The 19,243-nt window shown below is 72.8% G+C and carries 14 protein-coding genes; 10 read left to right on the forward strand and 4 right to left on the reverse strand.

Annotated elements, in window-relative coordinates:
* Positions 1 to 2: 2 nt before the first annotated feature.
* The 3 genes from ACIBEA_RS05025 (at position 3) to ACIBEA_RS05035 (ending at position 6,430) form a co-directional block, all read left to right on the forward strand.
* Positions 3 to 350, forward strand: a complete 348-nt coding sequence (locus ACIBEA_RS05025) for an STAS domain-containing protein (protein WP_399258081.1) — start codon at positions 3 to 5, stop codon at positions 348 to 350.
* 195 nt (positions 351 to 545) lie between these two features.
* The gene (locus tag ACIBEA_RS05030) at positions 546 to 4,079 is read left to right on the forward strand and encodes a HAMP domain-containing protein (RefSeq protein ID WP_399258083.1); all 3,534 of its coding nucleotides are present in this window, start codon (positions 546 to 548) and stop codon (positions 4,077 to 4,079) included.
* The gene (locus ACIBEA_RS05035; protein ID WP_399258085.1) at positions 4,076 to 6,430 is read left to right on the forward strand and encodes a SpoIIE family protein phosphatase; all 2,355 of its coding nucleotides are present in this window, start codon (positions 4,076 to 4,078) and stop codon (positions 6,428 to 6,430) included. The genes ACIBEA_RS05030 and ACIBEA_RS05035 overlap by 4 nt, the downstream gene beginning before the upstream one ends.
* Before the next feature lie 36 nt (positions 6,431 to 6,466).
* Here the strand turns inward: ACIBEA_RS05035 and ACIBEA_RS05040 are convergent, their stop codons facing one another.
* Positions 6,467 to 7,291 carry a DUF1206 domain-containing protein gene (locus ACIBEA_RS05040; protein ID WP_399258087.1) on the reverse strand — a complete coding sequence of 275 codons (825 nt, stop codon included), beginning with the start codon at positions 7,289 to 7,291 and terminating at the stop codon, positions 6,467 to 6,469.
* A gap of 5 nt (positions 7,292 to 7,296) precedes the next feature.
* Entirely contained in the window at positions 7,297 to 7,746 is a 450-nt protein-coding gene (locus ACIBEA_RS05045) for an SRPBCC family protein (RefSeq protein WP_399258089.1), read from the reverse strand.
* Positions 7,747 to 7,879: 133 nt separating this feature from the next.
* Here ACIBEA_RS05045 and ACIBEA_RS05050 point away from each other — a divergent pair, with 133 nt between their 5' ends.
* A complete protein-coding gene (locus tag ACIBEA_RS05050; protein WP_399258091.1) occupies positions 7,880 to 8,107 on the forward strand; it encodes a DUF6296 family protein in 228 nt (75 codons plus the stop codon).
* A 54-nt stretch (positions 8,108 to 8,161) separates the two neighbouring features.
* Here ACIBEA_RS05050 and ACIBEA_RS05055 read toward each other — a convergent pair whose 3' ends face one another.
* Entirely contained in the window at positions 8,162 to 8,557 is a 396-nt protein-coding gene (locus ACIBEA_RS05055; protein ID WP_399258093.1) for an ATP-binding protein, read from the reverse strand.
* A 274-nt stretch (positions 8,558 to 8,831) separates the two neighbouring features.
* On the opposite strand from ACIBEA_RS05055, the gene ACIBEA_RS05060 reads away from it, so the two are divergent.
* Positions 8,832 to 10,202, forward strand: coding sequence for a GH1 family beta-glucosidase (locus ACIBEA_RS05060; RefSeq protein ID WP_399258095.1), 1,371 nt, complete (start codon positions 8,832 to 8,834; stop codon positions 10,200 to 10,202).
* Positions 10,199 to 11,461: an MFS transporter gene (locus ACIBEA_RS05065; RefSeq protein ID WP_399258097.1), complete on the forward strand. Its 1,263-nt coding sequence runs from the start codon at positions 10,199 to 10,201 to the stop codon at positions 11,459 to 11,461. Before ACIBEA_RS05060 ends, ACIBEA_RS05065 begins: the two co-directional genes overlap by 4 nt.
* 30 nt (positions 11,462 to 11,491) lie before the next feature.
* Here ACIBEA_RS05065 and ACIBEA_RS05070 read toward each other — a convergent pair whose 3' ends face one another.
* On the reverse strand, positions 11,492 to 12,202 hold the full coding sequence (locus tag ACIBEA_RS05070) for a YitT family protein (protein WP_399258099.1): 711 nt from the start codon (positions 12,200 to 12,202) through the stop codon (positions 11,492 to 11,494).
* A gap of 225 nt (positions 12,203 to 12,427) precedes the next feature.
* Between ACIBEA_RS05070 and ACIBEA_RS05075 the strand changes: the two genes are divergently transcribed.
* From ACIBEA_RS05075 to ACIBEA_RS05090, 4 genes are all read left to right on the forward strand, one after another.
* Entirely contained in the window at positions 12,428 to 13,378 is a 951-nt protein-coding gene (locus tag ACIBEA_RS05075) for a VanW family protein (protein WP_399258101.1), read from the forward strand.
* A 479-nt stretch (positions 13,379 to 13,857) separates the two neighbouring features.
* Positions 13,858 to 14,790 carry a terpene synthase family protein gene (locus tag ACIBEA_RS05080; RefSeq protein ID WP_399258103.1) on the forward strand — a complete coding sequence of 311 codons (933 nt, stop codon included), beginning with the start codon at positions 13,858 to 13,860 and terminating at the stop codon, positions 14,788 to 14,790.
* Positions 14,791 to 14,804: 14 nt separating this feature from the next.
* Positions 14,805 to 16,154 (forward strand): cytochrome P450, encoded by a 1,350-nt coding sequence (locus ACIBEA_RS05085; RefSeq protein WP_399258105.1) that lies wholly within the window; start codon positions 14,805 to 14,807, stop codon positions 16,152 to 16,154.
* Between the two features lie 151 nt (positions 16,155 to 16,305).
* Entirely contained in the window at positions 16,306 to 19,221 is a 2,916-nt protein-coding gene (locus ACIBEA_RS05090) for an ATP-binding protein (RefSeq protein ID WP_399258107.1), read from the forward strand.
* Positions 19,222 to 19,243 lie beyond the last annotated feature (22 nt).

Here is a 19,243-nt window from a genome sequence, read left to right on the forward strand (position 1 = left end):
CGGTGCGGGAGACGGAAGCACACGACGCGGGAGTGGTCGCCAAGAGCTACCCCGCCGGTCCCGGCTGGGTGGTCGAGGCGCGCGGCGAGTTGGACCAGGACACCCTGGCGCCCTTGGAGGACGCCCTGACCGAGGCGGCCGGGGCCCATCCGGTGGTCGTCCTGGACGCGGCGGCCATCACCTTCGGGGACTCCTCGTTCCTCAACATGCTGCTGCGCCTGCACCGGACCACCACGCTGCGCGTGGCCGCACCCGGCGACCAGCTGACCCGGTTGTTCCAGCTGACCGGCGCGGACACGGTGCTCTCCCTCCACCCGGACGTCCGGGACGCGCTCGCCGCGCCGGCCTGATCGGGAGGCCGGGCGGGAGGCGGCGTACCGGTCCGGGTACCCCGCAACCCGCCCGCCATGCACGCCGGCGGGCTGTCGTACCGTGGCGTGTGCGCAGTGATCACCCCCCGTCCGCCGTCCTCCACCATCCGGGATCGGGCGGCCACAGGCGGGCGTTCCACGCGATGACGGTCGTTACTGGAGTGAGGTTGACGGATGGCTGAGCCCCCTGCCCCCGGGTCCGGGAGCGGCGATGCGGTGGTACCGGGCGCGATCGGCGAGGCCGAGCTGCGCCGGCTGTTGGCCGGACTGACGGCCGTGCGCGACGGGGACTTCCGCACCCGGCTGCCGCAGGAGGCCGAAGGACTGCTCGGTGAGATCGCGACGGTCTTCAACGGGATGGTCGACCAGCTGTCGCTGTTCACCTCCGAGGTGACGCGGGTGGCGAGGGAGGTCGGCACCGAGGGCACGCTGGGTGGTCAGGCCGACGTGCCGGGCGTGGGCGGTGTCTGGCGGGACCTCACGGATTCGGTCAACTTCATGGCCGGAAACCTCACCGCACAGGTGCGCAACATCGCCCAGGTGGCGACCGCCGTGGCCGAGGGCGACCTCTCGCGGAAGATCACGGTGACGGCGCGCGGCGAGATCCTGGAGCTGAAGGAGACCATCAACACGATGGTCGACCAGCTCTCCGCCTACGCGGACGAGGTCACGCGGGTGGCCCGGGAGGTCGGCACCGAGGGGATCCTCGGCGGCCAGGCGCGCGTCCCGCACGTGGCGGGCACCTGGAAGAACCTCACCGACAACGTCAATTCCATGGCGAACAACCTCACGGGCCAGGTCCGCAACATCGCCCTGGTCACCACGGCCGTCGCCAACGGCGACCTGTCGAAGAAGATCGACGTCGACGCCCGGGGCGAGATCCTGGAGCTGAAGACGACGATCAACACGATGGTCGACCAGCTGTCCTCCTTCGCGGCCGAGGTCACCCGGGTCGCGCGCGAGGTGGGCAGTCAGGGGCGGCTCGGCGGCCAGGCCGAGGTCGAAGGCGTCTCCGGCACCTGGAAGCGGCTGACGGAGAACGTCAACGAGCTGGCCGGGAACCTGACCCGGCAGGTCCGGGCGATCGCCGAGGTCGCGAGCGCGGTCGCCGAGGGCGACCTGACCCGCTCGATCACGGTGGACGCTTCCGGCGAGGTCGCCGAGCTCAAGGACAACATCAACTCGATGGTCGGCTCGCTGCGCGAGACCACGCGGGCCAACCAGGAGCAGGACTGGCTCAAGTCCAACCTGGCCCGCCTGTCGGGGCTCATGCAGGGCCACCGCGACCTCGCGGTCGTCGCCGCGCTCGTGATGGACGAGCTGACCCCGCTCGTCGCGGCGCAGTACGGCGCGTTCTACCTCGCCGAGGACTCCGCGGACACCACCGTGCTCACCCTGGTGGGCTCGTACGGGCGCCCCGCCTCCATGGTGGAGGGCGCCCGGTTCGCCCTCGGCGAGTCCCTCGTCGGGCAGGCGGCGCGCAGCCGCCGGACCATCGCCGCCGACCAGGTGCCCGGGACCTACTTCATCTCCTCGGGGCTCGGGCACACCACGCCCGGCAGCCTGATCGTGATGCCGATCGTGGTGGAGGACCAGGTCCTCGGCGTGATCGAACTGGCCTCCTTCGGCGCCTTCACCCCCGTGCACCGGGACTTCCTGGGCCAGTTGATGGAGACCATCGGCGTCAACGTCAACACCATCGTCGCCAATGCGCGCACCGACGAACTCCTCGACGAATCCCAGCGCCTCACCGGCGAGCTGCAGGCCCGCTCGACCGAACTCCAGGTCCAGCAGGACGAGTTGCAGCGCTCGAACGCGGAGCTGGAGGAGAAGGCGGCGCTGCTCGCCAGCCAGAACCGCGACATCGAGGCGAAAAACCTGGAGATCGAGCAGGCGCGCCAGGAACTGGAGGACCGCGCCCAGCAGTTGTCCCTCGCCTCGACCTACAAGTCCGAATTCCTGGCGAACATGAGCCACGAACTACGCACCCCGCTCAACAGCCTGCTGATCCTCGCCCAGCTCCTCGCGCAGAACCCGCACCGCAACCTCACGCCGAAGCAGGTCGAGTACGCGGGCATCATCCACTCCGCCGGATCCGACCTGCTCCAGCTGATCAACGACATCCTCGACCTGTCGAAGGTCGAGGCGGGCAAGATGGACGTCCACCCCGAGCGGGTGCAGTTGCCGCAGTTGCTGGAGTACGTCGAGGCCACCTTCCGCCCGATGACCACGCAGAAGGGCCTCGGCTTCACGGTCACCACGGCCGCCGAGGCACCCGCCGACCTGCTCACGGACGACTCGCGGCTGCGCCAGGTGCTGCGCAACCTGCTCTCCAACGCGGTCAAGTTCACCGAGCGCGGCAGCGTCGCGCTGCACGTCGAGCGCGCCCCCGACGCCTCGCTCCCCGCGGGGCTCCCCCGCCAGGGGGCGATGGTGGCCTTCCGGGTCCGCGACACCGGGATCGGCATTCCGCCGCAGCAACTGGGCTCGGTGTTCGGTGCCTTCCAGCAGGCCGACGGCACGACCAGCCGCAAGTACGGCGGTACCGGCCTCGGGCTGTCCATCAGCCGTGAGATCGCCCAGCTCCTCGGGGGATCCGTGACCGCGCAGAGCACCCCCGGCCAGGGCAGCACGTTCACGCTCTACCTGCCCGTCACCCGGCCCGACTACGAGGACCAGCCGGACCCGGCGGCGGGCGGGCGCGGGCCCTTCGACGACCGGGCCTTCCCGCTGCCCGCCGCGCTGCCGGTCCAGCGGCCCGATCCACAGCGCGCCGCGCCGCGTCCGCCGCGCCGGATCCTGGTCATCGAGGAGCGCCCGAACGGCCTGCTCGCCCTCGTCGCCGAGAGCGCCACCCGTGAGGTCGCCCCGGCCCGCGGGGCGGGCGGGGACCCGGTCGGCGCCCAGGTCGTGGACGGCGTACAGGTCGTCGACGGCGCGCACGGCGTACAGGTCGTACAGGTCGTACAGGCCGCGAACTCCAGGGAGGCGGCAGCGGCCCTGGCGGCCGGGCCCTTCCACTGCGTGGTGCTGGACCTCGACCTGCCCGACGGCGAGGCGGACCGCTTCCTCGACGCGCTGGACGCGGACGCGGCGCCGGCCTCCCTGCCGGTCCTGGCCCACGACAACGGCGCGCTGGACCCCGGCCGGGAACAGGAACTGCGCACGCGCGCCGCCTCCTCGGACCTCGAGGTGCTGTCCGGTCTGGACGAGCTCCGCGGACGCATCGCCGTACACCTGTCGGCCGCGACCGCGGACGCGCCGCGGGACGTACGGCCGCCCGCCCCGGTGCGGGAGATCCGGCCGCGCTCCGGCCGCCGGGGCGGCGAGGGGCTCGCGGGACGCACGGTGCTCGTCGTGGACGACGACGCGCGCAACCTCTTCGCGCTGAGCGGGATCCTCGAACTGCACGGTGTCCGGGTCCTCCACGCGGAGGACGGCCGCAAGGGCATCGAGTCCCTCGTCGCCCACCCCGAGGTCGACCTGATCCTGATGGACGTGATGATGCCGGAGCTGGACGGATACGCCGCGACCGCGGAGATCCGGCGCATGCCCCGGTACGCCGACCTGCCCATCATCGCGGTGACCGCCAAGGCGATGCCCGGCGACCGGGAGAAGAGCCTCGCGTCGGGGGCGAGCGACTACGTCACCAAACCGGTCGACGCCGACGACCTGATCGGCCGCGTACGGCGCTGGATGCTGGCATGACGCCCTCCGCCGGGCAGCCCCCGCCGGCCCTGGGACGGCTCGTCGCGACCGTCGAGCGGCTGCGGGAAGAGGTACGGGCGGCGCACGCGGCGGCCGACGGCCGGGCGCTGATCGAGCTGGCCAAGGGCGTCCTCATCGGGCGCCTGCACTGCACCCCCGCGACCGCGGCCCGGCAACTGGACGAGCTGTGCCGGCAGTCCGGCCTCTCCCCGCTGGAACTGGCCGCCGACATCGTGAACCAGGCGGCCCGCGACCACGTCGGTGACGTCGCCGCCGAGTTCCTGGAACGGATCGGCGCGCCGGGCTCCCTCCCGGCCGACCCGGGCGCCGAGGTACGGCTGCGCACGGCCGAGAGCGGCGCACTGGCCGCCGCCGGGGACACGCAGGCGGTCGCCCAATCCCTGCTGACCCATGCGCTCACCCCGCTCGGGGCCGTGGCCGTCGCCGTGTGGACGGCGGCGCCGGACGGCTCGCTCAGCCTCGCGGGGCACGCCGGTTTCGCCGCCGGGGAGGCCGCGCGCTGGCGGCACGTACCGCCGGGGGTCCGGACGGTCGCCCGGCTCGCCCTGCACGAGCGCGCTCTGGTGACCCTGGCCGGGCCCGACGAGGACGGCCCGCCCTCGATCGGCCGCCTCCAGTGGCCGAGCGGGGGGCGCATCGCCGTACCGGCCGGGACCGGCGGTCGCGTCCACGGCGTGCTCGAAGTGTGTTGGCCGCAGCCGCTGGCGCCGCAACCGCCGCCGGTCGAGCGGCAGATCGAGACCCTCGCCGAACTGTGCGCGCACACCATGGACGCGGGGCCCGCGCCCGGTACGGGACCCGCGCAGGGCACGCCGCCGGACGTCAGGGAGCTGATCGACCTCGCCGAGGGGCTCCACGACCCGGCCGTGGTCCTCACGCCGGTGCTCGACCCCGCCGGGCGCCTGGACGACTTCCGCATCCGCCACGTCAGCGGCAAGTTCGTCGACCCGGCGGGCCGCCCGCGCGGCGACGTCGGCGGCTCCCTGCTCCTGGAGGCCTATCCGATGGCCGCGGGCGACAGCGGCCTGTTCGACGCCATCGAGCACGTCCACGCCACCGGCGAGCCCTTCCGCGCCCAGCGCATGCACCTCACCGCGCTCGTCGACCAGGTCCCCCTCACCTCGGTCGCCGACATCAGCATCAGCCGGCACGGGGTGGCGCTCCTGCTCATCTGGCGGGTGGAGGACGAGACGGCCCGGCTCGCCGGCCTGCTCCAGCACGCGCAGCGCCTGGGCCGGATCGGCGGCTTCGAGGAGAACCTGACCTCGGGCGAGATCACCTGGAACGCGCAGCTCTTCGCCCTGCACGGGCTCCCGCCCGCCGCGGACCCCGTCCCGCTCCGGGACCTGCCGCGCCGCGCCCACCCCGACGATTCGGCCGGTCTGGGCCGCTTCCTGCGGGCGCTGCTCCACTACCGGCGGCCCGCCTCGGTCGACTTCCGGCTGCGACGGCCGGACGGGATCACCCGGCACATCCGGGTCATCGCCGAACCCGTCCTGGACGCCGACCGGCGCTTGTACGCCGTGCGGGGCGCCTACCAGGACATCTCCGCCCAGCACTGGACCGAGGTCGCGCTGGCCGCGACCCGCGACCAACTCGCCCACACCGCAGCCGAGTCGGCCGAGCGCAGCCGGCTCGCCCTCCAGCTCCAGCACGCCATCATGCCGCCGACCCCGCCGGTCATCGAGGCGCCCGGGCTGCGGGTCGCCGTGCGCTACCGGCCCGCCGCGTCCGAGTCGCTGGTGGGCGGGGACTGGTACGACACGGTGGTCCTGCCGTCGGGGCTGGTCCTGTTGTCCGTCGGCGACATCGCGGGGCACGGCATCGGTGCGGCGACCGCGATGGTGGTGCTGCGCAACGCGCTGCGCGGGCTCGCCGTCACGGGCGCCGGACCCGCGCAGCTCCTGTCCTGGCTCAACACCGTCACCCACCACCTGACGGAACGGGTGACGGCCACGGCCGTGTGCGGCCTCTTCGACCCGCGCACGCGGATCCTGCGCTGGGCGCGGGCCGGCCACCTGCCGCCGGTCCTGTTGCGCGGGGACGGGGCGCGGGCCTTCCCCCTCATCGAGGGCCTGTTGCTCGGCGCGCTCCCGGAAGCCGAGTACGCCGAGCGGGAGGTGCAGTTGGCACGGGGGGACACCCTGCTGATGTACACCGACGGGCTGGTGGAGCGCCGCGACTCCTCGGTGCAGGACTCCCTCGGCCACCTGATGCGCACCGCGTCCGGCCGGGCGGCCGACCTCGACGGGCTGCTGGACCGGCTGCTCACCGACAGCCGCTCCGACACGGACGACGACACCTGCCTCATCGGCGTACGCGTGAGCTGACCCCCGCGCCGCGGGCCGGGGGGCGCGGAGCCGAGGTCAGACCTCGCGCCAGCGGGCCATCGCCCAGGAGAACACCCCGAACAGCATGAGGCCGACGGCGACCGCCACGAGCAGCCAGGGGCCGGCCGGGGTGGCGGTGAAGGAGCGCAGGGTGTCGTCGACCCCCTTGGCGCGGCCGGGATCGTAGCGCAGGGCGGCGTAGCAGACGAAGCCGCCCGCGACGGCGAAGACCGCGCCGCGGCAGACCCCGCCGCTCACCCCGAGGAAGTCGACGGCCCGCCGCCAGCCCGCCGACGCACCGCCCATGCGCAGGTGGTCGCGGAAGCGGCACCGGGCCGCCCGCACGGCGATGCCGATGCCCGCGGCGGCGATGCCGAGCCCGGCCGCGCCCACCAGCCATTGCCCGGCGGGCAGTTGGAGCGCCCGCGCGGTCAGGTCGCGCGACTGGTCGTCGCCGGAGCCGCCGCCACCGGACCCGGCGGCGAAGGACAGCACGGAGAACGCGACGCCCGCGTAGAAGACGGCGCGGGCCGCCGAGGCCAGTCGCTTCCCGGTCCGGTCGCCGCGCGGCCCGGCCGCGCCGAACACGGCCTCCGAGGCGCGCCACAGCACCATGCCCACGAGCCCGATCCCGACCGCCCACACCAGGACGCCGCCGAACGGCTGCCCGGCCAGGGTCTGCAGGGCGCCCTGCCGGTCCGCCTCGCCGACGGGCTCGCCGAAGGCGACCCGTACGGCCAGCAGTCCGGTCAGCACGTACAGCACTCCGCGCGTCGCCAGTCCGCAGCGCGCGGTGACCGCCCGGCCCGTACCGCCCCTGGACGCGGTCCGGACACCCTCCTTCGCGACGTCCGCTCTCACCGGGCTCACACCTCGCCGCGCCAGCCGCCGGTCTCCACCCCGCGGGCTTCGATGAACAGCTTGAACCGTTTGAGGTCACCGCTGACCTGGCGTTTGACGAAGCCGAGCTTGTCCGCGGCGCTCTCGGCGAGGCCGTCGGGGGCCCAGTTCAGGTGGAGTTCTATCCGGGTGGTGGTGGCGTCGACCGGCTGGAAGGTGACCAGCCCGGCCTGGCGGGCCTCGCCGCTCACGCTCATCCACGCGACGCGCCGGTCCGGGAGCTGCTCGGTGATCCGGGCGTCGAACTCGCGCTCCACGCCGTTGACGTTCGTCACCCAGTGCGTGAGGGTGTCGCCGCGCTGTTCCACCCGCTCGACGCCCTCCATGAAGGCGGGGAACTCCTCGAACTGGGTCCACTGGTTGTAGGCCGTCCGCAGCGGGACGTTCACCTCGACGTGTTCTTCGACGTGCGACATCACGGGGTCCTTCCCTCGGCGCTGGACACTGTGAGGACCCTTGTGCCCCGGACTCCCCGGTCCATGTGCCCGGGCGCCGGCCGGGGGGCGGGCCCGCCTGGCGGCCGCCCCGCACGCATTCCACAATGGAACGGTGAACCGGTACGAGCTGGTGTTCAGGAGCGTCGGGTCCGCGGAGCCCGGCGAGGACATCGTCGTGGTCGCGCGCACCGCACAGACGGGCCCCGGAGGACACCCCGTGTACGCCGACGAGTCCGGAATCCTGCGCGCGGAGATCAGCGATCAGGGCGAGGTGCGGATCCTCGCCACGGGCGGCCACCAGGACACCACGTCGCCGGTGCGGGCCCGCCCCCTGGAGTGATCCGACCCCTGGACCGATCCGGCCCCGTGCGCGGGCCCCCGCTCCCCCGGTCCGTCAGTGCAACCGCATCCGGACCCGGACGCTCTTGCCGCCCGTCGGCAGCGGGGCCACCGATACCCGGTCCGCGAGGAGCCGTACCAGCGGCCACCCGAAGCCCCCCTCGATCGCGCCGCCGTTGGGTGCGCCGGGCCGGATCGGGCGTCCGGCCGCACTGTGCGGGACCTCGCAGCTACGGTCGGTCACGGTGATCTCCAGGGCGTCGCGGTCGACCGCTGCTTCGAAGCCGGCGAGGCCGCCGCCGTGCCGGAAGGCGTTGGTGACCAGCTCGGACGTCACGAGCAGGGCATCGGCCCGGGCCGCTCCGCTCACCACCGGTCCGCCCGTCTCGGGTCCACCGTCGAGCAGGGCGGCCACGCGGGCGCGGGCGTCGGCCGCATCCGACGGGGTCACCGGCCCGGTCGTACGCACCACACGCTCGCTCACAACCATCACAGCCCTCGCACCCGTCCCTCTTCGCTCGCTCTCCCGTGCCGTCTGCCCTCCCGTGGCGCGGGTACACCCGCCCTGTGCTCGGATCTTGCGGCGCGCGCCCGTACGCGGTGAACGCCCGCCGGGGAAACTTGAGGATTGTTCACTTTCCATTGACAGGCCGGGCCCCGGGACCCGAGAGTTCCGTCAGCGAGCGCGCCCCGCGCAGCCCCTCCCTTGAGCGAAGCGAGTCCGCATGACTGCGTCCGTACCCGAGTTCCCGGCCGGATTCCTCTGGGGCGTCTCCGCCTCCGCCTTCCAGATCGAGGGCTCGCTCACGGCCGACGGCCGGGGCCCCTCCTCCTGGGACGCCTTCACCCGGGAAGCGGGCCGCATCAAGGACGGTTCGCACGCGGACGTGGCCACCGACCACTACCGGCGCTACCGCGAGGACGTGGCGCTGATGGCCGAACTCGGCGTCGGCGCCTACCGGTTCTCGGTGTCCTGGTCCCGCGTCCTGCCCGAGGGCGGGGGCGAGGTCAACCGGAAGGGGCTGGACTTCTACGACCGGCTCGTCGACGAGCTGTGCGCCGCGGGGATCACCCCGGCGCCGACCCTCTTCCACTGGGACACCCCCCTCGCCCTGGAGGAGCGGGGCGGTTGGCTGGAGCGCGACACCGCCGAGCGGTTCGCCGAGTACGCCTCGGTGGTCGCCGGACGGCTCGCCGACCGCGTCCCGCTGTGGATCACCATCAACGAACCCGCCGAGGTCACGCTCCTCGGCTACGGACTCGGCGAGCACGCCCCCGGCAGGCGACTCGTCTTCGACGCGCTGCCCGTGGCCCACCACCAACTCCTGGCCCACGGCCTCGGCGTACAGGCCCTGCGCGCCGCGGGCGCCCGCGGGATCGGCATCGCCGCCTCGCACAGCCCCGTCCGGACAGCCGGCGACGACGAGGCCGACCGCGCCGCGGCCGAGCTGTACGACACCCTCACCAACCGGCTCTTCGCGGACCCGATCCTGACCGGCGCCTACCCGGACGGCCTGGCCGACCTGCTCCCCGGGCCGGTCGCGGAGGACCTGAAGACGATCTCGGCGCCGCTGGACTGGTACGGGATCAACTACTACAACCCGATGCTCGTCGGCGCTCCCCGACCCGCCTCCGAGGCGGGGGACTTCGGCGGCATCGAGATCCCTTCGGACCTGCCCTTCGCCATCCACCCCATCGAGGGGCGCGAGCGGACGGACTTCGGCTGGCCGGTGGTCCCGGAGGGGCTGCACGAACTCCTCGGCGTCATGCGCGAGCGCTACGGCGACCGGCTGCCGCCGCTGTACATCACCGAGAACGGCTGCTCGTACGGCGACGGGCCCGACCCCGTGACGGGCCGGATCGAGGACGCGCGCCGGATCGCCTACCACGACGGGCACCTGCGGGCCCTGCACCGGGCGATGGCCGAAGGGGCCGACGTGCGCGGTTACTTCATCTGGTCGATCCTCGACAACTTCGAGTGGGCCGAGGGGTACCGGCAGCGGTTCGGGCTCGTCCACGTCGACTACGAGACCCTGCGGCGCACGCCCAAGGAGTCCTACGCCTGGTACCGCGATCTGATCAGGCGCGACCGGTGAGCGTCGGGCGGCCCGCCACGGAGGACGGAGCCACGGAGGCCGGAGCCACGAAGGCCGCGGCGGACGGATGGTGGGTGGGGGCCCTCTCCCTCGCCAACCTCGGTGTCTGGGTCGGCTGGTTCGGCCCGCTGCAACTGCTGCTGGCGCGCCAGGCGCAGCAGCTCGCACCCGACCACAAGGCCGCCACGCTCGCCCTGGTGACGGGCCTGGGCGCGGCGGTGTCGATGGTGGCCAACCCGGTCTTCGGGGCGCTGTCCGACCGCACGACGGCGCGCGTGGGGCGGCGCGTCCCCTGGGTGGTCGCCGGTACGGCGGGCGGCGCCGCCGGGCTGGCCGTCCTCGCCCTCGCGCGGAGCGTGCCCACCGTCATCGCGGGCTGGTGCCTGGTCCAACTCGCCCTCAACGCCTCGTTCGCCGCCCTGACCGCGGCCGTACCCGACCAGGTGCCGCGGCGGCGGCGCGGGCTCGTCGGCGGCTGGCTCGGCGTCTCCCAGGTCGTCGGCATCCTGGTCGGCACGGCGCTGGCCACCGTCGCGGGCGGCACCGGCGCCGGGTACCTGGCCTGCGCGACCTTCTCGGTGGTCGCGGCCCTGCCGTACGTACTGATGCGGCGCGACACCGCGCTGCTGCCCGCCGCCCGGCCCGCGTTCCGCTGGCGGGCCTTCCTCACCGGCTTCTGGATCGACCCGCGCCGCCATCCGGACTTCGCGTGGGCGTGGCTCACCCGGTTCCTGATGAACCTGTCGTACTCGATCAGCACGATGTACCTGCTGTACTACCTGACCGACGCCGTGCACTACGCCGACGACGCGGACACCGGGGTGCTGGTCCTCACCGCGCTCAACGCGCTCACCATGCTCGCGACGGTGGTGATCAGTGGTGCCCGGTCGGACCGCAGCGGGCGCCGCAAGCCGTACGTGATCCGGTCGGGGCTGGTCATCTCCGCGGCCACCCTGCTGCTCGCCGTGTGGCAGACCTGGACGGGCGCGGTCGTCGCCTCGCTCATCCTCGGGATCGGCTTCGGCGTGTACACCTCGGTGGACTTCGCCCTGCTCACGGACGTACTGCCGACGGCGCAGGACCGGGGCCGCGACCTGGGCGTCATCAACATCGCCAACGCGATGCCACAGGTCCTGGCCCCGGTGATCGCGGCCCCGGTGGTCACCCACCTCGGCGGGTACACGGCCCTGTACGCCCTCGCGGGCGCGCTGGCCCTGGTGGGATCGGTACTGGTCCGCCGGATCCGCTCGGTGGCGTAGCCGGCGCCGTGACCGCAGCGGTCCACGGCACTACGGCGTGCGCTCCGGCTGCGGGGAACGGCGCCGCGCCTTCGACGGAGGGTGCTCCGCGCCGGGGGACGGCTGCTCCGGGACCTCGTCCGGGCGGGGCGGCGGGGCGGGGAGGGCGAAGACGCGGAGGAAGACCTGGGAGAGCGGGCCGATGGCCAGCGCGTAGGCGACGGTGCCGATGCCGACGGTGCCGCCGAGCAGGAATCCGGCCGCGAGGACGGTGACCTCGATCGCGGTCCGCACCAACCGCAGCGACCTGCCGGTGCGCCGGTGCAGGCCGGTCATCAGGCCGTCACGGGGCCCCGGACCGAACCGGGCGGCGATGTAGAGGCCGGTGGCGACGCCGTTGAGGACGATGCCCGCCGCCAGCAGCGCGCCTTGCGCCACGGCGCCGCGCACGTCCGGGAGCACCGCCAGCGTGCCGTCCATGGACAGGCCGACCGCGAAGACGTTGGACACCGTGCCCAGCCCCGGGCGCTGCCGCAGCGGCACCCACAGCAGCAGGACGAGCGCGCCGACGACCACGGAGACCGTGCCGATGGTCCACCCGGTGCGCTGCGCTATGCCCTGGTGGAAGACGTCCCAGGGATCCAGTCCGAGGCCCGCCCGGACCAGGAACGCCGAGCTCGCGCCGTAGAGGGCGAGCCCGACGTAGAGCTGGAGCAGCCGACGGGGGAGGCGGCCCGGGGATCGGGGTGCTGCGCTGGACACTGTGGAACCTTTCCGAGGGCCAAAGAGTGGATCGTGCCATCATGTGGCACCTCTCCGGACACCACACAGGGCCAATTCGACCCGAGTGGCCTTGCTCCTGCCCCCGCGGTCGTGGCGACGGACGGATCCGTCCGCCATCGTGAGAATCTGCACACTTTGCCCTATTTGCCAGAAATTAGATCACGCTGGGGCTGTACCGACACGTCCAGAAGCACTGGGAGAGAGATGCGACGCGCACACGACCGGACGGACTCCAGGCGGATCGCCCTGACCACCGCGGGCGCGGCTGCCGCGCTCGCCCTGACCGCCCTCCTCCCCGGTTCCGCCACCGCGGCGGAGCGCCCCGCGGGTCCGGCGGCCGGCACCGCCGCGGCCCCCGCCCAGGCCATGCGCCCGCTCTCCTCCTTCACCGTCGACTTCCCCAGCGCGCCCTACCGCACCCACAACATCGCGCGGGCCGTGGCACTGATCGACGGGGCCGTCGTCCGCCCCGGCGAGACGTGGAGCTTCAACGGAGCGGTCGGCGAGCGGACCGAACAGAACGGTTTCGTCGACGGAATCATGATCAACGACGGCCGTTACGTGAAGGCGCCCGGCGGCGGCGTCTCCGCCGTCGCGACCACGATGTACAACGCCATGTTCTTCGCGGGCCTGGCGCCGGTCGAGCACGGGGCCCACTCGTTCTACATCGAGCGCTACCCCGAGGGCCGCGAGGCCACCGTCGCGTGGGGCACCCTCGACCTGCGTTGGAGAAACGATTCCGGCCACCCGGTCCGGATCCGCGCCACCTCCACCGACACCTCGGTGACCATCGCCCTCCGCGGCACTCCGGGGTACGACGAGATACGCGCGACCCGGGGCCCGCGCACCCACGTCACACCCCCGGCCAAGCGCACGGCCACCGGCCCCGACTGCGAGGCGCAGACCCCGGCCGAGGGCTTCGACGTGGCGGTCGACCGCGTCTTCGTACGCGGTGGGCAGGAGGTCAAGCGCGAGACGTACCGGACCCATTACACTCCGCGCGACGAGGTCACCTGCCTCCCGGACCCCTCGACCACCCCCACTCCCCCCACGTCCGACGCACCCTCCGGCGCCGCGTCGACGCCCACGAGCACACCCCCGGCCACGCCCCCGGCCGCGCCCGCGCCCACCGCGACGCCCACCCCCCGGGCCTGACCGCAGGACGTCGATCTTCGGCCACCGGACGTCTCCCCCTCGACCGTCCCTGGTCGAGCACGTGCGCGACACCGCGCGTGCTGTGTGCATATTCGCGGTGATTATGCTTTCGACAACCGCGAAATGAATTCCAGGTACCCCCTCGTCCCACATTGACAGTGCGCTCCGCCCTGAGAGTTAATTACTCTTTGGGTGGCCGGATGTGGTCGCACATGGCGGGATCAGGTCAGTCCATGACCGGTCCCTACCCTGCCGGTTGCAGTGAGCTGTCGTCACTGGCGGCGCAGGAGTAGGGGGGTGTGCAGCGTCGTGACCGCAATCGTGATCGTACATTGAGCGGGTATTGGCGAATCCGACTTTCCGTGGGGGGATCAATGACCCAGCTCGACTCATTCTCTGTTCCTGACTTTCACCTTCCGTTCGGGAACTCCAAGCATCCACAGGCCGCCCGGGCGAATGCCGAGGCCACGGCCTGGGCCGTGCAGCACGAGTTGGTCAGCAACGCGGTGGAGCAGTTCGCGGGCATCGGCTTCGGCCACCTCGCAGGACGGGTCAGCGGTGAGGTCCCGTACGAGCGGGTCGTCCTGCTCGCCGAGTGGATGGCGTGGTCCTTCGTCCTGGACGACCAGCACGACCACCTCATCAGGACGGGTGAACTGGGGGCCTGGCGGCCCGTCACCGATGCGATCACCGAGCACCTGGAGACCGGGCGCAGCGACACGGCGGCGGCCCTCGGCAATCCGCTGGTGAACGGCTTCATCGATCTGTGCGACCGCATCGTCGCCGGGATGGGCGAGGGGAACGCGGCGCGCTACCGCTCCCATGTCCCGCTCATGCTGCACTCGTTGGACCAGGAGGCCGGAAACCGCCGTACCGGCGGCCACCCTTCGGTCCAGGACTACATCCTGATGCGCCGCCACAGTTCCCAGATCCTCCCGATGATGGACATGGTCGAGGCCGGACTGGGCATCGACCTGCCCCAACACGTCCACGACCTGCCCGAGTTCCAGGACCTCACCGCCAGCGCCCTGGACGTCATCTCCTGGGGCAACGACGTCTTCTCCCTGCCCAAGGAACACGCCTGCGGGGACAACAACAACCTCGTCTCCCTCATCGCGGCCTGTGAGGGCTGCTCGCTGCCGGCCGCCGTCCAGCTGGTGGAGGCCCGCATCCAGGCCCGCATCGAGGAGTATCTGGTCGCGGAGCGGCGGCTGTTCCAGGTCATGGACGCGGACGACGCCACCGATCCGTCCGTCCGCGCCGCGGTCGACCGGTACGTGCGCAGCTACGAGGACTGGATGATCGGCGCGGATCTGTGGCAGCGTTACGAGTGCACGCGGTACAGCGACGAACGGTTCGCGGCCGGGATGGAGTCTGCGTACACCCGCCCGGACCTGGTTTCCGTGGCATGACAGGGAGTGGGCCCATGACACAGGTAGAACACAACGGCCCCGCATCCCAAGCACCCGTGGTTCCGGGGAGGTTGCCGCTCCTCGGCCACGCGCTCCAGCTGTGGCGGGAGCCGATCGCCTTCTTCGAGTCCTTACGGAACCACGGCGACATCGTCCGGATCGACATCGGCACCTGGCCCGTCCACGTGCTGACCGACCCCGAGCACGTCCATGCCGTACTGGTCCAGGCCCACCAGTTCGGGCGGGGCCGGATCTTCGACCGGCTCCGCCCGGTGTTCGGCAACGGCATCGTGACCACCGACGGGGAGTTCCACCGCAAGCAGCGCCGGATGATGCAGCCCGCCTTCCAGCGCAACCACATCGCCGACTACGCACAGGTGATGTGTCGTCAGGCCGAGGAGATGGCCACCTCCTGGACTGCGGGCCGGGAGGTCTCGATGGTCACCGAGGCCCGCCGCTACGCCCTCTCCTCGGTCGCGGAAATGATCTTCTCGGGGGAGATGAGCCGCCCCGCCGTCGCGGAGGTGCACCGCTCGCTGCCCATCGTCCTGGAGGGCATGCTCGTCCGCGCGGTCATGCCCAAGTTCCTCGACGGGCTGCCCATTCCGTACAACCGGAGGTTCGACGGCGCGGCCGCGCGCCTGCGCCGGATCATCGACGAGGTCATCGCGCGCTACGGCGACGAGCCGGGCGACCGGGAGGACCTCCTGTCCCTGCTGCTCTCCAGCGTGGACACGGAGACGGGCGAGGGGATGAGCGCCGAGCAGGTGCGGGACGAGGTGATCGCCATCATGTTCGCGGGCACGGAGACCTCGGCGACCACCCTGTCCTGGATCTTCCACGAACTCGGCCGGCACCCCGAGGTGGAGAAGCGCCTGCACGCCGAGGTCGACGCGGTCGTGGGCAACCGCCCGGTCCGCCCCGAGGACCTCCCCCGGCTGACCTACACGCACAGCGTCTTCCAGGAGACGCTGCGCCTGCATTCGCCCCTGCTCTTCACCCGGCGTGCGCTCGTCCCGCTGACCCTGGGCGGCGTCGCCATCCCCGAGGGGGCCGAACTGGCCTACAGCCCGCACGCGTTGCACCGGGACCCCGCGCTGTTCCGCGACGCCGCGCGCTTCGACCCGGACCGCTGGCACGAGGACACCGACGAACGGCCGCGCGCCCACCGGTACCTCCCCTTCGGGGCGGGCCAGCACAAGTGCATCGGCGATTCGTTCGCGGTGGCGGAGATCCTGACCGCGGTGGCGAGCGTGGCGTCCCGGTGGCGCCTGGTCCCCGCGCCGGGAGTCACCGTCCGTGAGGTCCCCGCGGGGATCCCGCAGCCCAGCGAACTCCCCATGATCCCCGCGGCGCGACGCTGACGCCGCGGCCCGTGCGGCAGCGGGCCCGGCGACCGCGGAGGGTACACGGTTGTTCTCGTACGGGTGGCGAGATACCGCAAGAATGTGCTTAAGCAGGAACAACTCACCCCTTGGCCCGTACACTCGGGCGCACGCGCTGGAGGGGGCACGAGTGTCACATGTCACGGAACCACGAGGAGGGGCGCTCAAGCCTCTGCTCGAACGGGAATCCGAACTCCTGGCGATCCACCGCGCGGTGGACGAGTTGTGCGGAGCTTCGGGCCAGGGACAGGGGCCGGGCCCGGCCGCCCGTCGTGGAGGCGTCCTGACCTTCGCCGGGTCGGCCGGCATAGGGAAGACCACCCTGCTGGCGGAGGCCCGGCGGCTGGCCGCCGAGCGCTCCTGCACCGTGCTCTTCGCACGCGGCGGCGAGCAGGAGCGGCAGGTGCCGTTCCACGTGATGCGCCAGCTCATCCAGCCGACGTTCGCCGCCATGAGCGAGGACGAACGGCGCGAGGCGCTCGGCAACTGGTACAGCATCGTCGCCCCGGCCCTCGGGCTCACCGCCGCGCCGAAGGGGCCGACGGCGCCCGACCCGCAGGGCGTCCGTGACGGCCTGGACTGGGTCGTCACGCATTTAGCGGTGCGCAGCGCCCCCGTCGTACTGATCGTCGACGACGCGCACTGGGCGGACGCCGAGTCACTGGCCTGGCTGACCGCCTTCACGGCCCGGGCGGAAGAACTGGCCATGCTGATCATGGTGGCCTGCCGACCGGACGAGATCCCCGCCGACGCCGCGACTTTACGCGCCCTCATGGGGCGCCAGGGATCGCGTCCGCACGAGCTGGCGCCCCTCACCACGAGCGCGGTGGCCCGCATCGTCCGCGACGCCCTCGGTGAGGACGCGGACGACGTGTTCTGCCGCGAGTGCTGGGCGATCACGGGCGGAAACCCCTTCGAGGTCGTCGAGTTGGCCATGAAGGGCCGCGACCGCGGGCTCAAACCGCACCAGGACAGCATCCCGCAGCTGCGCGACCTGGCCTCCGCCGTCAAGGGCAGCGGCCTCATCGAACGCCTGGAACAGCTCGGGCCGTCCACCGTGCGGCTCGCCTGGGCCGCCGCCGTTCTGGGCACCGCCGTCCCGACCGACATCGTGGGTGGCGTCGCCGCGCTCGGCGAGGCGCAGGCCGCCGAGGCCATCGCCCAACTGCGCGACGCGCGCATCCTGACCGTGCTGACGAGCGTGCGGCGCAAGCAGGTGGTGGAGTTCTTCCACCCGCTCATCGCCACCGCCGTCTACCGCTCGATCCCGCCCGGTGTGCGCGTCGCCATGCACGGCATGGCCGCGACGGCGCTGGTCGACGACGGCCACGGCGCCGCTGCCGCCGCCCGTCACCTGCTGGAGATGCACCCCGAGGGCGACCCCTGGGTGGTGCAGCAGCTGCGGCAGGCCGCGCGCGACAGCTTCTCCGCGGGCGCTCCCGACGCCGCCCGCCGTTACCTGGCCCGGGCGCTGCGCGAACCTCCGGAGGTGGAGGACCGGGCCGAGGTGCTCTTCGAACTCGGTTCCGCGAACCTCCTGCACGATCCCGGCACCACGATCAACCAGCTCAGAGCCGCGCTGGAGGAGCCCAGGACCGAGCAGGGCCTGCGCGAGGCGATCACCTACCGGCTCGCCCAGGCGCTCGGCCACACCGGTCAGCTGGCCGATGCGGCCGCGCTCCTCGCGGACGAGGCCCGGCGGGCCACCAGCTCGCGCACCCGGTTGCGCATGCAGGCGGAGCAGTTCAAGTGGAACTCGGTCCGGGTCGACGAGGAGAACTCGCCCGCCCGTTCCCGGCTCCTCGCCCAGTTCGCCAAGCGACTCACCGGCCGCGGGCTGCCCGAGCGGCACATCCTGGGACTTCGGGCCTGGGACGCCGTCCTGCGCGGCGAACCGGCCGCCACCGCCCTGGAGTACGCCGAGCAGGCCCTCGACGGCGGTCTGAGCTGGACCGACCAGGACTTCGGTTTCGAGGTGCCGGCCGTCGTGGCGCTCACCTTGATGTACTGCGACCAGCCCGGCCGCGCCGAGGAGCTCTTCAACACCGGCATCGTCGAGTTCGAGGCGAAGGGCTGGCGCGGGGCGCACCTGTCGTTCGTGTACACGCTGCTCGGCTACGTCCACTACCGGCGCGGGCGGCTCGCCGAGGCCGAGGACTTCGTGCGCAACGGCCTGCAGATCGCCGATCGCGTCGGCCAGGGGATCCCGGCGCAGTGGTACGCGATCGGCACCCTGATCGAGACCCTGCTGGCCCGGGGGAACACCGCCGAGGCCCAGCGGGTCGCCGACGCCTACAAGCTGGCGGACGGCTGGCCTCCCGCGGTCGTCTATCCGGACCCGCAGGCCGTGTGGGGCAAGCTCCTGCTGGCCAGGGGCAGGATCGAGGAGGGCGAGCACCACCTCGTCTCGGCGGGCCGGCGGCTCGACCTGCGCGGAGCGCGCAATCCCTCGTGGAGTCCCTGGCAGCTCGATCTGGCCCTGGGGCAGGTCGCCCGCAAGCCCGAGCAGGCGCGGGCGACCGCGTCCGAGGCGCTCTCGCGCGCACGTGCCTTCGGGACCTCCAGCATGATCGGCCACGCGCTGCGGGTGGCCGCGGCGACCACCGTCGATCCCGCCCGGGCGGCCACCCTGCTCCAGGACTCGGTGGACCACCTCGAACAGTCCCCCGCGGCCTGCGAACTCGCGTACGCGCTGGTCGACCACGGCACCGCCCTGCACACGATCGGCAGCCGTCACCACGCGGCCCAGCAGCTCTACCGGGGCATGGAGACCGCCGTGGCGTGCGGGGCCGACGGGCTCGCGGCCCGGGCCCGCACGCAGCTCGCGTCGGCCGGTCTGCGGCCGCGCCGGCTGCACACCGCCGAGCAGGAGAACCTGACCGTCGCGGAGAACGCGGCGGCCCGGCACGCCGCGCACGGACTGGACAACACGGCGATCGCCGCGGAGCTCAAGACGGACGCGCAGTCGGTCTCCGAGCTGCTCTGCGCGGCCTTCACCAAACTGGGCACCGACCGGTCCGGCCTCCGCCGCGCGCTGGGAGACTGAGCCGGTCGACGGCCCCAGGGGG

This window comes from Streptomyces sp. NPDC051555 (assembly GCF_044454405.1).
Classification (GTDB): Bacteria; Actinomycetota; Actinomycetes; order Streptomycetales; family Streptomycetaceae; genus Streptomyces.

Coding starts and splice junctions, on each gene's coding strand:
- ACIBEA_RS05060 (WP_399258095.1), top strand. CDS start 8,832: ATGACTGCGTCCGTACCCGAGTTCCCGGCCGGATTCCTCTGGGGCGTC.
- ACIBEA_RS05045 (WP_399258089.1), bottom strand. CDS start 7,746: ATGTCGCACGTCGAAGAACACGTCGAGGTGAACGTCCCGCTGCGGACG.
- ACIBEA_RS05030 (WP_399258083.1), top strand. CDS start 546: ATGGCTGAGCCCCCTGCCCCCGGGTCCGGGAGCGGCGATGCGGTGGTA.
- ACIBEA_RS05085 (WP_399258105.1), top strand. CDS start 14,805: ATGACACAGGTAGAACACAACGGCCCCGCATCCCAAGCACCCGTGGTT.
- ACIBEA_RS05035 (WP_399258085.1), top strand. CDS start 4,076: ATGACGCCCTCCGCCGGGCAGCCCCCGCCGGCCCTGGGACGGCTCGTC.
- ACIBEA_RS05075 (WP_399258101.1), top strand. CDS start 12,428: ATGCGACGCGCACACGACCGGACGGACTCCAGGCGGATCGCCCTGACC.